Source organism: Peribacillus sp. CSMR9, assembly GCF_033141925.1.
Lineage (GTDB): Bacteria > Bacillota > Bacilli > Bacillales > DSM-1321 > Peribacillus > Peribacillus simplex_A.
The window spans coordinates 18891-34026 of sequence record NZ_JAOPHO010000045.1 but is presented as its reverse complement, the minus strand read 5'-3'; the positions used below and the strand labels follow the sequence as shown (position 1 = coordinate 34026).

The 15136-nt window shown below is 41.2% G+C and carries 13 protein-coding genes and 1 pseudogene; 13 read left to right on the top strand and 1 reads right to left on the bottom strand.

What is annotated here, in order from left to right; translation table 11 throughout:
- Nucleotides 1-483 (top strand): group II intron maturase-specific domain-containing protein (locus N9I19_RS17510; RefSeq protein ID WP_317778524.1); only part of this gene is annotated, 483 nt, incomplete at its 5' end.
- A gap of 108 nt (nt 484-591) precedes the next feature.
- Here the strand turns inward: N9I19_RS17510 and N9I19_RS17505 are convergent.
- Nucleotides 592-1377: an SDR family oxidoreductase gene (locus tag N9I19_RS17505; RefSeq protein WP_089364705.1), complete on the bottom strand. Its 786-nt coding sequence runs from the start codon at nt 1375-1377 to the stop codon at nt 592-594.
- Between the two features lie 205 nt (nt 1378-1582).
- Here N9I19_RS17505 and N9I19_RS17500 point away from each other — a divergent pair, with 205 nt between their 5' ends.
- The 12 genes and pseudogenes from N9I19_RS17500 (at nt 1583) to nadD (ending at nt 14892) form a co-directional block, all read left to right on the top strand.
- Nucleotides 1583-2569 (top strand): Gfo/Idh/MocA family protein, encoded by a 987-nt coding sequence (locus N9I19_RS17500; protein WP_061462151.1) that lies wholly within the window; start codon nt 1583-1585, stop codon nt 2567-2569.
- 109 nt (nt 2570-2678) lie between these two features.
- Complete coding sequence (locus N9I19_RS17495) at nt 2679-2987, top strand: iron-sulfur cluster assembly accessory protein (protein WP_061462152.1); 309 nt, start codon at nt 2679-2681, stop codon at nt 2985-2987.
- A 21-nt stretch (nt 2988-3008) separates the two neighbouring features.
- The gene (locus N9I19_RS17490) at nt 3009-4130 is read left to right on the top strand and encodes an NADH-dependent flavin oxidoreductase (protein ID WP_317778523.1); all 1122 of its coding nucleotides are present in this window, start codon (nt 3009-3011) and stop codon (nt 4128-4130) included.
- A 476-nt stretch (nt 4131-4606) separates the two neighbouring features.
- Nucleotides 4607-6016, top strand: a complete 1410-nt coding sequence (locus N9I19_RS17485) for a GH1 family beta-glucosidase (protein ID WP_089364708.1) — start codon at nt 4607-4609, stop codon at nt 6014-6016.
- 624 nt (nt 6017-6640) lie between these two features.
- A complete protein-coding gene (locus tag N9I19_RS17480; RefSeq protein WP_317778527.1) occupies nt 6641-8281 on the top strand; it encodes a SulP family inorganic anion transporter in 1641 nt (546 codons plus the stop codon).
- An 84-nt stretch (nt 8282-8365) separates the two neighbouring features.
- Complete coding sequence (locus tag N9I19_RS17475) at nt 8366-8779, top strand: MerR family transcriptional regulator (RefSeq protein WP_061462155.1); 414 nt, start codon at nt 8366-8368, stop codon at nt 8777-8779.
- A gap of 228 nt (nt 8780-9007) precedes the next feature.
- Entirely contained in the window at nt 9008-10522 is a 1515-nt protein-coding gene (locus tag N9I19_RS17470) for a carboxylesterase/lipase family protein (RefSeq protein ID WP_317778522.1), read from the top strand.
- 100 nt (nt 10523-10622) lie between these two features.
- Complete coding sequence (locus N9I19_RS17465) at nt 10623-10847, top strand: hypothetical protein (protein WP_317778521.1); 225 nt, start codon at nt 10623-10625, stop codon at nt 10845-10847.
- Nucleotides 10848-10994: 147 nt separating this feature from the next.
- Nucleotides 10995-11538, top strand: a pseudogene (locus tag N9I19_RS25280) (kynureninase/PvdN C-terminal domain-containing protein); the annotation flags it as partial.
- Nucleotide 11539: 1 nt separating this feature from the next.
- Entirely contained in the window at nt 11540-12901 is a 1362-nt protein-coding gene (locus N9I19_RS17455) for an amino acid permease (protein ID WP_089364712.1), read from the top strand.
- 17 nt (nt 12902-12918) lie between these two features.
- A complete protein-coding gene (gene kynA / locus N9I19_RS17450) occupies nt 12919-13764 on the top strand; it encodes a tryptophan 2,3-dioxygenase (RefSeq protein ID WP_317778519.1) in 846 nt (281 codons plus the stop codon).
- A gap of 474 nt (nt 13765-14238) precedes the next feature.
- Nucleotides 14239-14892, top strand: coding sequence for a nicotinate (nicotinamide) nucleotide adenylyltransferase (gene nadD / locus N9I19_RS17440; RefSeq protein WP_317778518.1), 654 nt, complete (start codon nt 14239-14241; stop codon nt 14890-14892).
- The last annotated feature ends 244 nt before the right edge of the window (nt 14893-15136 follow it).

Below are 15136 nucleotides of genomic sequence, written 5' to 3'. Positions count from 1 at the left end.
GATCGCCCTTGGAACAGAACGTTTCTCGGTTTTAGTTTCACGAAGTCAAAGAAGAACCCGAAGGTTCTACTGGCTAAACAAACGATGAAGAGGGTAAAGAAACGAATCAGGGAAATGACCTCGAGAAAATTACCGATACCCATGGAACTCCGAATAAATAAGTTAAAGCAATACCTTAGAGGTTGGATGGGGTATTTCGCCCTCATTGATACTCCGAACGTATTGAAGAATTTAGATTCATGGATTCGAAGAAGACTCAGGATGTGCCTATGGAAGCAATGGAAATTGCCAAGAACGAGGGTGAGGAAACTCAAAGGATTAGGCGTCCCATTTGGAAAAGCATATGAATGGGGAAATAGCAGAAAGGGTTATTGGCGCATAGCGCATAGTCCTATTCTAGACAAAACCCTTAATAATGTTTATTGGCTCCATCATGGGTTAGTAAATCTATATGAACGATATACAAAACTACGTCAGACTTAAACTGAACCGCCGTATACCGAACGGTACGTACGGTGGTGTGAGAGGTCGGAGGCTAGGCGCCTCCTCCTACTCGATTTTTAATGGAATATCTGGAGGGGGAAGTATGAATTATAATAGTGATTCTGCTCCATCGATATAAACTTCCGTGCCCGTAATATGGGAGGACATGTCTGATGCTAGAAACAATACGAGATCACCAGCTTGTTCGGTAGTCCCTGCTTTCTTCGCCAGGGGCTGAGAACCTTGCGGATATTCTATTGGAATCCTGATTTTTTTTAAGTTTTCATCTTCCGGGAAAGTGTTATCGTGAATGTTCGTATCGATGGAGCCGGGACAAATGGTGTTCACCCTGATTTTATATTTTGCCAATTCGAGTGCAGCCATTTTACCAAAAGCGACTTGACCAGCTTTGGATGAGCTATAGGCGGAAAATCCAAAATTCTTGAAATATCGGTTTCCGTTGATGGAGCTATTAATTACGATGCTGCCACCCGTTTCCTTCATATAGGGAATGGCGTATTTGATGGTGAGAAAGGTGCCTTTGAGGTTGATGGTATGTGTCTGATCCCAATCTTCTGGCTTTATATCTTCAATAGGGGCTATCACTCCGTTTATGCCTGCGTTTGCAAATACAAAATCAATTTTGCCAAAATGGTCATAGGCGGCCTTGTAGGCATGTTCAACTTGCTCAGCCTTGGAAACATCCGTTTTAATGATTAAAGCCTCTCTGCCCAGGTTTTCCACTTCTTCCTTCACCTTTTCGGCATTTTCGACTGTACGGTCAAAAAAGATGATGTTCGCGCCGTTTTCAGCAAGTTTAAGTGCTGCACCGCGGCCAATTCCAGATCCTCCACCGGTAATGATGGCAACTTTATTTCTCATTAAATCTGTCATAAACTTCACACGCTCCTTTTAAGTTTTCTTTCCCGTTTAGGGAGTATGTAGAAACATCATGGCAGTGGTTATATAGGAAAATTATAAACGAATATTGCCTGAAAAATCCAATTTAAACGGTTGCCAGTGTTCATTATTCTTTGTTTTTCAAGGAAATGTCTGTATATTGAGGACATGATAAGTTAGCTTGAAAGGGGATAGGCTGTTGATACGAATAGGGGTAATAGGTACAAATTGGATCACGGAACGATTTTTGGAGGCTGTAAAGCATGTAGCGGATTTATCTTTAACCGCCGTGTATTCACGTACAGAAGCGAAAGCCAAGGAATTTGCCAATAAATACGATGTACATACGATTTTTACAAATTTAGAAGAAATGGCGGCCAGCGATGAGATCGATGCTGTATATATTGCCAGCCCTAACTCTCATCATTGCAGGCAAGCCGTGTTGTTTTTACAAAATAAAAAACATGTATTATGTGAAAAACCAATGGCCTCAAATGCGGCAGAAGTAATGGAAATGTTTGAAGCTGCAAAACAAAATGAAGTGCTATTGATGGAAGCAATGAAGTCGACCATCATGCCGAATTTCGAAAGTATAAAGGGGAATCTGGATAAAATAGGGAAGATACGCCGTTTTTCGGGAAGCTTTTGTCAATATTCATCTCGCTATGATTCGTATAAACAAGGCACTGTGCTGAATGCATTCAATCCTGAATTCTCTAATGGTTCTTTAATGGATTTAGGTATTTATGTCCTCTATCCACTTGTTGTACTATTCGGTAAACCAAATAAGGTGCAGGCGTCAGGAACGATGCTTGAATCAGGAGTTGATGGACAGGGTACGATCTTGCTTTCCTATGATGAAATGGAGGCGGTCGTCATGTTTTCGAAGATTACCGAATCCAATTTGCCATCGGAAATTCAAGGTGAACTTGGAAGCATCCTCATTCAGAAAATTTCAGGACCGCAAGCGGTGGAAATCCAGTATCGGGATGGAACAACTGAAAGCATTTCGGCTAAACAGGATATGCCTACCATGTATTATGAAGCGAAAGAATTTGTTGAATTGATACAGCAGGGGAAAATGGAGTCCGATATAAATTCATATTCTAATTCACTGTTGACTATGGAAATCATGGATGAAGCAAGAAAGCAAATTGGCGTCGTCTTTCCTTCAGACCGATTATAAGCACTTAATTGGACATGGCCAAGCAGGAAGGATATAAATGGATGTTACTGTTGCCCCTTAATTGGGTAGAATTTAGTACATGGAAATTTTTATTGTTGGAGGAATGGACATGAATTGCAAAATTAATCGTAATGCAGCAAAGGTCTTACAAAAAATGCTGGGCACTGATGAAGCCGAAGGGAAAATGATTCGTGTATATATCACGCATATGCATGGCGATCATGCCCATTATGAGATGAAACTAGATACACCGGCAGAGCATGATGAAATCGTCAAAACAGATAAAGATATCGATATCTTGCTTGATTCACGTGAGGAATTTCTGGATGGCGTCTGGATTAAATATTTTTATGTACCTGAAGAAGGCTTTGAAATCACGAACCCTTCTAAAGAGCCGCACGGACATCATCACAATTAAGATTAAGGGGGAGGATTTGGCATGAATCAAAAATACGAAAAGATCTTTCAACCATATAAATTTCCATCAGGGGTAGAAGTGAAAAATCGTATCATGATGGCTCCTATGACCACTTATTCTTCGGATGATCAAGGTGTTGTAACTGATGATGAACTGGCCTATTACGCTGAACGCTCGGCTGGTGTAGGTGCGGTGGTCACGGCATGTGCCTATGTATCTGCTGGAGGAAAGGGATTCCCAGGTCAATTTAGTGCAGATGACGATTCATTTATCCCATCTTTGAGAAAATTAGCGGAAACGATTCAGTCTAATGGGTCAAAAGCGATATTGCAAATATATCATGGAGGCCGGCAAAGTCCTCCGGAATTATTGCCAGATAGCCAACCTGTTTCTGCATGTGCCATTGCTTCCAACGATGAAGCACCGGTACCGCGGGAAATGGGTGAAGATGAAATACAAGAAGTAATTAAGGCATTTGGAGAAGCAACAAGAAGGGCCATCGAAGCAGGATTTGATGGTGTGGAAATCCATGGAGCCAATACGTACCTGCTTCAACAATTCTTCTCGCCGCACTCGAACCGCCGTACGGATAACTGGGGTGGAACACTGGGAAAACGATTGATTTTCCCGCTTACCATTGTGAATGAAGTAGAGAAAACGGTTGCTGACCATGCGGAAAAACCATTTATCATCGGCTACCGCATTTCTCCCGAAGAAGGCAGCAATCCTGGAATCACTTTGGATGATACGCTCCAGTTTGTTGATAGATTAGCGAATCAAAACCTGGATTATCTACATATATCGGTAGGTCACTTCTGGAATGGGTCTTTCCGTGAGAGTGATAGGACAAAGTCTCGCATCGTTAAGATCTACGACAAAGTTGGGAATCGAATCCCGGTTGTCGGTGTAGGGTCCCTGCATACCCCCGATGAAGTTGCAGAAGCTATGGAAACGGGTGTCCCATTTATCGCCCTTGGCCGTGAGCTTCTTATGGAACCGCATTGGATTGAAAAAATCAGGTCTGGAAAAGAAGTGGAAATACGGACAACCCTTTCGAAAAAAGATCAGGATGAACTTGTCATTCCAGATCCGCTTTGGGAAAAGTTGATCGGGATAAAAGGTTGGCTCCCGGTTGTGGAGTGATGATGAAACACCATGAATAGATGAGTTACCCGTCCTCTTTAGGTGGACGGGTTTTTGTTGGATTCACACAATAAACCGAGATTGAGAAACAGGCAAACCGATAAAATATCTGATATGGAATTCAATTAAAATGTAACTGTCATACGTATATTACGTACATTCGAAACCGAGTATATTTAATTGCCGAAAAGCTTGTTACTAGGGCAAATTGCTTTATTATTCTATTAGTTCAAAAAAGAATATCAACTTCGGCCAAAGTAGAAGCATTGAATCAGCAGAACGAACGACGTTTATTTTAGTATTGGCACTCGATTTAACCATTTCATTACAGTGAATACTATCTATAACACATATGTTTTTACGAAGATTCTGTAGTCATATACTGAAAAAAATTATATAATCACATTAATATTTGTACCAATAAATAAAATGTATTATTATCAATTTAATAAGATGGTATAAAAAGGGGTGTTACAATGAAGTTTCCGCACGATTTTTTATTAGGAGCAGCCTCTGCTTCTTTTCAAATAGAAGGTGCATGGGATGAGGATGGAAAAGGTGTAACGAATTGGGATGTCTTTTCAAAGATTCCGGGGAAAACTTTTGAAGGTACAAACGGGGATGTAGCCATAGACCATTATCATCGTTACAAAGAGGATATTAAATTAATGGCAGAGATGGGACTTGAATCGTACCGGTTTTCCATTTCATGGGCACGTATTTTGCCCACAGGGGATGGGGAAGTCAATGAAAAAGGCTTGGAATTTTATAATAATGTTATTAATGAATGCTTAAAATATGGGATTGTTCCATTTGTTACGCTGTATCATTGGGATTTGCCTTTGACGCTTGAACAAGATGGGGGATGGACGAATAAGCGAACAGCTGAAGCATTCGTCAAGTATGCGGAAATTTGTTTTCGCGCATTCGGAGACCGCGTCAAACATTGGATCACGTTTAATGAAACGGTTATGTTTTGCGGTTTAGGGTATTTAAAAGGAGCGCACCCGCCTGGAATCCAAAACGATGAAAATAAATACTTTCAAGCGACACATTATGTTTTTTATGCACATGCCAAAGCGGTAGAGGTATACAAGGCACTGAATCATTACGGTGAAATTGGGATTACCCATGTATTCCTGCCAGCTTACAGTATAGATGATAAACATGAGAATGTATTAGCTGCTCGGCATGCCAATGAATATGAAACCTTTTGGTATTATGACCCAATTTTAAAAGGTGAATATCCATCTTATGTGGTTGAGCAATTAAAGGAGAAAGGCTGGACGCCAAGTTGGACTGAAGAAGAACTGGATACGTTAAAAAGAAATGCGGAGAACAATGATTTTATTGGACTTAATTATTACCAGCCCATTCGGGTGGAAAAAAATCGCGAAGCTGTTTCAAACGTGGAGCATTCAAGAGAAACATCTACCCTCGCTCCAGGGAACCCGTCTTTTGATGGCTTTTATCGGACCGTAAAAATGGAAGATAAAACATATACAAAATGGGGCTGGGAAATCTCACCTCAAGGATTTTTAGATGGGCTGCATATGTTAAAAGAGCGTTATGGTGATATTAAAATGTATGTTACAGAAAACGGACTTGGTGATGAGGATCCCATTATCGATGGTGAAATAGTGGATGTTCCCCGTATTAAATATATTGAGGAACACTTAAAAGTGATTAAGCGTGCAATCAAAGAAGGCATCCATATAAAAGGGTATTATGCATGGTCTGTCATTGATCTATTAAGTTGGTTAAACGGGTATAAGAAGCAATACGGATTTATTTACGTGGATCATCATGATCAGTTAAAACGAAAAAAGAAGCTGTCGTTTCATTGGTATAAGCATATTATCGAGACGAGAGGGGAAGAGCTGTAAATAAAAAGAAAACCTCTTGATTTCAATCAAGAGGTTTTCTTATTTATAAGGTAATGATTGAATGCATCATTTAGTCGGACTAAGGTAAGAGCATGTTTGAGCAACCTTTTCAAACATGCTCTTTCTATTGTTCATTAATCAAGGTTCCTGGTCTTAATTTGATCCAAATTAGTTTCAAAACTACACCATGTGCTGAATGGGGAATTAGTCGAAAGGTCAAACCTCCTGATTCCTAGTCTAAATCTCCGGCTTCAAATTTACCAGACTGGAGGTATGGTCCCGGATTGTAATGTAAATGTAAAAATATACAAAAAGTTGTAAACAAATGTTAACGTTACTAACAATGTACAGTTTTACGTTTTACTGTATAATGTTGAAGCGTGGCAAGAACCATGTCAAATAACCTTACAAAAGGAGAGTGCATATGACGATTATTCCTTAGTTTTGGAAAGGCCCCCGCATGTTTGTAGTGAACGAATCAGTCCCGTTGAAAGGATAGTATCCTCTACAATAGTTAATTTATTTTCGATCGTGTAACTCCCTCTAAAATGAAAGAATGTCATTTTTCCTGATGATGGTAGATTCCAATCTTAAAAAACGAATAAGGATGTGAGTTTGAAAAAGATGATAAAAGATTCTAGATTTCAAGGATATAACATGAAGGGTTTTCAAAAAGACGTAACGGCAGGATTGGTTGTAGGTGTTATAGCCATTCCTTTAGGATTGGCTTTTTCAATTGCTTCAGGCGTCGAACCGATATACGGGTTATATACGACCATCATAGCTGGAATTCTCATATCGATTTTGGGTGGCTCCAAGTATCAAATTGGAGGACCAACCGGGGCGTTTGTTCCTTTATTATTTGGAATCGTTATGCAATATGGGTATGAAAGTCTGCTAATTGCCGGAATTTTAGCGGGAATGATATTAGTCTTGATGGGTCTTCTTAAGTTAGGCAATTTGATGAAGTTCATTCCCCGTCCAGTAATCATTGGATTTACAACAGGAATTGCGATAATAATCTTCTCGGGGCAAATTGCCAACTTCTTTGGTATGAAAGTGGAAAAACATGAAGCATTCATGGATAACATGAAGGAACTGGTGATTAAAGCAGACACGATCAATATATATAGTGTGTTTGTTGCGATCATATGTTTTGTCGTCATACTGCTGGCACCTAGACTCCTGCCACGAGTGCCAGGACCGCTCCTGGGTCTGCTAATATCCACAATGGCAGCTTACTTTTTATTTCCCGATAAGGTGGCTACAATTGGTTCCACGTATGGAGCGATTCCGAAAGGTTTTCCTGAATTCCAAGTGCCGGAGCTTTCAGTGGAGATCATTATCACCCTCCTTCCCGTTGCTTTTACCATTGCCTTGTTGGGCGGTGTCGAGTCATTGTTATCAGCTACAGTGGCCGATAATATGGGGGGAACCAAGCATGATAGTAATAAGGAATTGGTTGCCCAAGGGATTGCGAACATCACGACTCCATTCTTCGGTGGGATACCGGCAACAGGTGCTATTGCCAGGACAGCTACCAATATAAAAAGCGGGGCAGCCTCCCCGATGTCCGGAGTCATTCACGGAATTGTCGTTTTACTGGTTTTGCTAGTACTTTCTCCATATGCAGCGCATATACCTTTGGCTAGCATGGCGCCCATATTGATGTTTGTTGCCTGGAATATGAGTGAAAGAAAGGATTTCGCTCATGTATTGAAAACGAAGACGGCGGATTCGACGGTTTTGCTAGTCACCTTCCTCATCACTGTCTTCACTGATTTAATCATGGGAGTGGGAATCGGCTTATCGATTGCATTCATCACCTTTATTGCAAAAATGAGCCAAACGTTAAAGGTTAGGGAAAGAAGTCATGAGATCACTGAGATTGTTCCAATTGATAATTCGGATTCAAAGATCAACGTGTATAACTTGGAAGGTCCCCTCTTCTTTGGTTCGATAGACGTCCTGGAGTCATCGATATTGGCGAACCTGGATAATAAGACGAAAGTGTTGGTATTAAGCATGCGCCGGGTAACATATATGGACACTTCAGCAGAGGCTGCACTATTGGCGATTGTTAATCGAATCGGAAAATATAAGGGGAAATTAATCATTTCCGGAATCCAGCAGCAACCAAAGGAATTGTTACTCAGCACTGGTTTGTATCATAAGATAGAAAAACAGCACTTTTTTAAATCGAAAGAAGATGCCCTGTATTTTGCCAAGAAGCAGTTGAAGGGCAATTCTGATAAAGTAGTCTAATAGATTCATCCTCGAGGTCACCTTATAGGATAGTTATGTTATAGTATCGTTAACAGTAGATTTTAAAAGAAGGTGACTATCTGGGTGAATGTATATCGGATTGGCCAGCTTGCTGAACTTGCGAATGTTTCGAGGAGAACCATTGACTATTACACACAATTAGGAATGCTGAGCTATGAAAAAACTGGGTCAAGATATCGATATTATACAGAAGATGCTCTAAATCGTCTTCAAATGATTAATCGGTATAAAGAACAGAATATGCCGTTGACTGAAATCAAGGAACGGTTACTTGTTTGGTCTGAATCCACTGTTGATTCTGAGCAAGTGCTCTTGATGGTGGACAAGATATCTACAGACCTTAAAGGACTGGAGAACGAATTGCTTGAATTAAAGCCTTTACTGGAACAGCTCGATGAACGGCAGTTAACATATGCTGCAAAACAGCTTTCCGTTCGGGGCAGCTCTTTATTGAGCATCATTGCCATGTTCTCTTAAGATTTTGCCAAAATAAGACCTGATTGGGTCTTTTTTTGTCCTTTTATTTACATTGGGTAATATCCTCAATAACGTTTTCAAATCCTAGGCATGACTTTAACTTTTATATAAGATAGTGGTACTTTGTTGGAATGGCCAAATAATCTTTTTTCGATAAAGATGAAGGATACTGGGGAATGGAAAAAGAAGAACATAAGTATCTACGACTATATGAAGAGGTGAGAGTGAATGATTGGATCAATAGTAACGACGGCTAAAGGTCATCTTCAAGGCACTTTGGAAAACGATATTTGCGTGTGGCGTGGAGTCAGGTATGCGAAAGCGCCGGTTGATTCTCTGCGTTTCCGCTCACCGGAGCCCGTTGAGAATTGGAGCGGTGTCATGGATGCAGTGGATTTTGGTCCCATTCCCCCACAGCTGATGGATCGGGCTGTAAGAACAGGAATGGCAGGAAATGAAAAAATGGATGAGGATTGCTTGTTCCTGAATATTTGGTCACCTAGAGCTGATGATAAAAAACGTCCGGTAATGGTGTGGATCCCTGGTGGAGCATATCTAACGGGAGCCGGATCTCTTGATATGTACAATGGACATTTATTGGCTAAGAATGGAGACGTAGTCGTTGTAAGCATAAACTATAGGCTGGGTGCACTGGGTTATTTGGATTTTACCGAGTTATCAGTTGATGGTGAAATATTCGAAACCAATTTAGGTTTACGTGATCAAGTGGCGTCTCTGAAATGGGTTAAAGAGAATATAGAAGCCTTTGGCGGCGACCCTGAAAATGTTACGATATTTGGAGAATCAGCGGGAGGGAATGCCGTAACGACCTTACTTACTGTCCCTTCTGCAAGGGGTCTTTTTAAACAGGCTATTGCAGAAAGTCCCGCTCCGACATCTGTTTACGGAAAAGGATTTGCACGCCAATTCAGTGAAAGGTTTCTTGAAATCTTGGGCATTGGAATGAAAGAAATCCATCGATTAAAAACACTTCCAGTTCAAGAAATTGTCGCGGCGTCCTACCAACTCTTACGGCAGAACTCACAAGCCTTGCCGGGTTCCCTATCATTTGGACCTGTCGTGGATGGTGACTTCCTGCCTGATTATCCACTAGATTCGATTCGATCAGGAAAAGCAAAGGGAATACCCTTGCTTATAGGAACAAATAGGGACGAAGCTACATTATTCGACCAGATGGATCACCCGTTAATCCCGACTAATCCAGAGATGATTCATAAAATGTTCGAAAATACTGATCCTGAGGCAAAAGAGCGAATTACGAATGCTTATTTGAACTACCCGGAAAAGGAGGCTTTGCTAGGCATTGGCCGTGATGCGACTTTCCATATTCCCTCGGTTTGGTATGCGGAGGCATACAGTCGCTTTGAAAAAACATGGATGTACCGTTTTGATTATAAAACGGCGGCAATGCGCATAAGTAAATTAGGGGCGACACATGGTATGGAAATTCCTTTTGCCTTCCAGACTTTCGACTCGTCATTGGGCAAACAGATTACTTCATATGGTTCCAGGCCAGCGGCTTTAAAGGTATCCAATAGAATCCAGGGCCATTGGGTCAACTTTGCTAAGCGTGGAAACCCAAATCCCCCGGAAGGTGAAGTATGGCCAAAATATGATGAAACCAATCACTACACAATGATTTTTGATAAAAAGGATTATATTGAAAAAGATCCTAACAGAATGATAAGGTTGGCATGGGAAGGAGTAGGGATTTACAAGTGAAATGTAGTGGATCGGAAGAAAGCGAGGAGAACATGGGCATCAATAAATATGTCAACGAAGTTATTGGCCCTTTTATCGAAGCGGGCTTTAGAAAAGTTTAATGAAGTCATTGGTGGATTGGAAAAGGCATGGAATCGATGGGTGGACGGACAGTGCCGAGCCCTGGAGTTACTTTTTTGAGAGATTGGGTGAATTGAGCGCCCAATTGGTAGGGGCTGCAGGTGATGAAGTGATAATGGCAGTGTTAACTACAGCTAATCTGCATCAGCTTGCGGCCACCTTTATTGAACCAAGAGCTGGCAGGAATAAAATTTTGGCGGAATGATTTCATCTTCTTCTTCATGGAATTTACCACCCCGGCTTTTCACCTGGGTTAAATGTGTCGAAGGATTCAGTCCATGTAATTGAAGCGGCTTTGTAGTGCATAGATATCACTGGGAAAGGGTAGATCTGCAGAGATGAACGAGGAAAAGCGTTCATTGTACTTCCGACGATCTTATATCGTAGCGGTCAGAGGTTAACAAAGGAAGCCCATGCGCGTATAATCGAGATTGGATTCGATGCCTGTCATTCCGTGGGTGCCATTCCGCATCGGTTTGACAAGTGGGAAGTGACCCCCCATATATTAAGCAAAGGCCTTTTGGGCTCGCTAGAAATGATTACGGAAGTAGGAATAAAACAAGCCCGGAAAAAATCTTTGAGGTTGACTCAATATCTTATGGATTTAATCGATTCGGAATTATCGGGATACGGATTTGAAATTGGCAGCCCAAGAGATGAATCAAAAAGGGGAGGTCATATCATCCTTGAACATCAAGAAGGTTGCAAGAATATGTAAAACATTGAAACAAGACGCTATCATACCCGATTATCGTGAACCGAATATGATTCGTCTAGCACCTGTTGCTCTTTATACCTCTTTTCAGGAAGCTTATGGAACGGTACAGGTCCTTAAAAAGATCATGGATGGCAGGTTATATGAAAACTATGAAAATAAAAGGGGAATCATTGCCTAGAATGGAGCACCATATGGAGAAAAGTAAACTGCAACGTGAATTATCATCGAATCAAATCACAATGATTGCCATGGGATGTGCAATAGGCACCGGATTATTTTTGGGAAGTGGCCTTGCGATTTCGACGGCAGGTCCAAGTGTACTGATCAGCTATGCAATAGGTGCATTCATTGTCCTTCTATTGATGGGCTGTTTGGCGGAAATGACTGTAGCTTATCCAACATCGGGATCCTTTGGAACCATTGCTGAAAAATATATAAGTCCATTTGCGGGTTTTGTTGTGAGGTATTCATATTGGATAGCGAATGTCCTGGCCATTGGTGTCGAAGTGAGTGCCATCGCTGTATATATGAAATATTGGTTCCCGGATGTACCAGGAAGCATTTGGATCTTCCTTTTTGCTGCCTTGCTCATCTATGTAAATGCAACGAGTGTCAATACATTCGGGAATTTTGAGTATATTTTTTCAATGATCAAAATTAGCGCCATTGTCATTTTCATTCTACTGGGGGCCTACGTGGTGATTGGCGCCGAACCTTCAAGCGGGATCGGTGTAGAGAACTATGCCAATGATGGAGGTTTTATGCCTTTTGGGTTTTGGGGGCTTTGGGTCGCTATATTTATTTCTCTCTTCAGCTTCTTAGGAACGGAGTTGATTGCGGTTACGGCGGGAGAAGCAAAGGACCCTGATATTGCCGTCCCTAAAGCTTTGAAGGCAACTGTCTTAAGGCTTACCACTTTTTATGTACTGACAATCGGTCTCATGTTACTAATTGTACCCTGGCAATCCGCTGGTATTGATAAAAGCCCATTTGTTAGGGTGATGGAAATCCTGAATATTCCTGGAGCATCGGGGATAATGAATTTCATTATTTTAACGGCGGCTTTATCTGCAATGAATAGTCAATTATATGCCTCCACCAGAATGATATTTTCATTATCCGAGCAAAAGCAGGCTCCAGCCCTATTTCAAAAAGTAAGCCGGAAAGGAGTCCCGATAAGGGCCCTTCTCATATCCACTTTGGGCATATTTCTTGCTGCAGGAGTAAAGGTTCTTCTTCCGGATACTTCATATGCATTCATGATGGGGGTATCGATGTTCGGTGCCATTTTAACCTGGTTCATGGTGTTCATCTCCCATTTATTTTTCAGAAAGAGGTGGGAGAAATCAGGGGGGCGTAAATTACCGGTTAAAATGTATGGCTTTCCGTATTTAACGATTCTTGGTGCATTACTTTTGTTTGCTTTGACGGTATCTACTTGGTTCACTGGCCCGTTTAAAATCGTTCTCCAGTTCGGTGTACCTTGGCTGGTCTTTCTTTGCATCGTCTATTTATTAATGTCGAAAATCAAAAGAAGGTAAAGGGAAAGAGGGATGGTATGGATGAGGGACCAATGGATAAAGATGGTTTGGAAGAAGGTATGGTAACTGATTTTGATAAGGATATGTCCTATGGGGACTACCTGCAATTAAATCAAATATTATCAAGTCAGCATCGGCTTTCCGGTCATCACGATGAAATGTTGTTCATCGTTATTCACCAAACAAGTGAATTATGGATGAAATTGATCCTCCATGAATTGACTGCAGCAAAGGACCATATTGAGGCAGGACGTTTGGAGCCATCCTTTAAGATGCTATCCAGAGTGGCTAGGATCCAACAGCAACTTATTCAATCCTGGAATGTGCTTTCGACCTTAACGCCATCTGATTATATGGAGTTCCGGGAGAAACTAGGAAACTCTTCAGGGTTTCAATCATTTCAGAACAGGTTGATAGAATTTGCGATGGGTCAAAAGAATTCGCAAATATTGGCCGTTTTCCGACATCAGCCTGAGCTTTATGAGTCGATGAAAGCAACTTTGAATAAACCTAGTATTTATGATGCGGCTATAGGGGCATTGGCTGCAAGAGGGCTTCCTGTTGATGAATCGGTCTTGAACAGGGATTGGCCTGAAACCTATCGGGAAAATGCCAGTGTTGAAAGCGCGTGGCTGACAGTTTACCGTGACGTGCATAAATATTGGGATTTGTATGAGTTGGCCGAAAAACTCGTTGATATTGGAAGTCAGCAACAATTCTGGAGATTCAATCATATGAGCACTGTAGAGCGTATCATCGGTAATAAGACGGGAACGGGCGGATCATCCGGTGTAAGTTATCTGAAGAAAGTGGTCGAACAGCCATTTTTTCCTGAGCTTTGGACATTAAGGACCAAGCTGTAAGATTTGACTGGAGGGGAATATGCATGAGTCAATGGTTAGATATTTCCAGCACCTTAATGAAAGTTCGCGATATTGGCCTGGAGAAACGCAATATTCATTTTGGTTGAATTCATTAACGGAAGGGTCATCCGTCAACGTAGGGGAAATTCGGATGAGTACCCATTTAGGAATCCATATTGGATGCTCCCTTTCATTTTGATGGATAGGGAAAAAAGATTACCGAACTTGATCTTGATTTATACTATGACCTTAGCCGTTTTCCTGAATGGATTCCACCGGTTGAAGTAAATCCAGCCAAAGCAACCTGACCCCTTTTTTTAGGCTGAGGGATTCCTATCCTGGAAGGGCTTGTTCTTGACGAGGTGGAGTCTGGGTTGTACGATTTGGCTGCTTTGCCGCTTGCAATAGAAAGAGAGGATGGCAGTCCGGTCAAGGCCGTGGTGAAAAAGATAGGCTGATAAGGGGGATATGGGAATGGGCAAAATTGGAGTTTATGGATCTTCCTTCGATCCAGTCACCAATGTGCATTTATGGACAGCATCCACCATTGCGCATCGTGCTAAGCTAGACAAGGTGATTTTTTTGCCTTGTGCAAATGGACGTATCGATAAACAGATGAAAACGAGCAATGAACACCGTTGGGAGATGCTTGGGCTCGCAATAGGGGGCAACCGGTTATTCGAAGTTAGTGATTATGAAATTAATGAACGCGCTGGAATGAGTAAACAATATACTTGGTATACGATGGAATATTTTAAATCACGATATCCAAAGGATGAAGTTTATTTCATTATGGGTGCAGATTTACTTGAGGATATTGACAATCAGGAGTTACCGGTACACTTACGATGGAAATTCAGGGAAAAATTGATTGCCAATCATAAATTCATCGTCATGGCAAGGGATGGGATCGATATGTTAAAAATCATATCGAAAAGTCCGTTGCTTAGGAATTATGATGATGGCAATACATTCCACCTTATAGATAAAGGCCTTTCAATGGAAATCAGTTCTACATATATAAGGGATGAACTTGCGATGGGAGGGGAGCCAAGATATTTACTGCCTGATCAGTGTTATCAGTATATTGTAGACAATAAGCTATATCAAAAAGAATCAAATCCTTAAGTGTTAGCTGGGGATGAATGGGCTCGATCTCTCCGTTGGATCGAGCTCCTTTCGTTTGGAAAATGCATTAACCTTATATACGTGAATAAGGTTAAATAAAGGACAGGTAAAAAACAAAAACACAGTTGACAACTTGGTATACTTTGCTTTATGGTAATGATACATAAAATCAGAATATTCGCTGATCAGAGAACTGAAGGCATACTATCTCCTTGAATAAAATTAAGAAGGGAATAGTATGCCT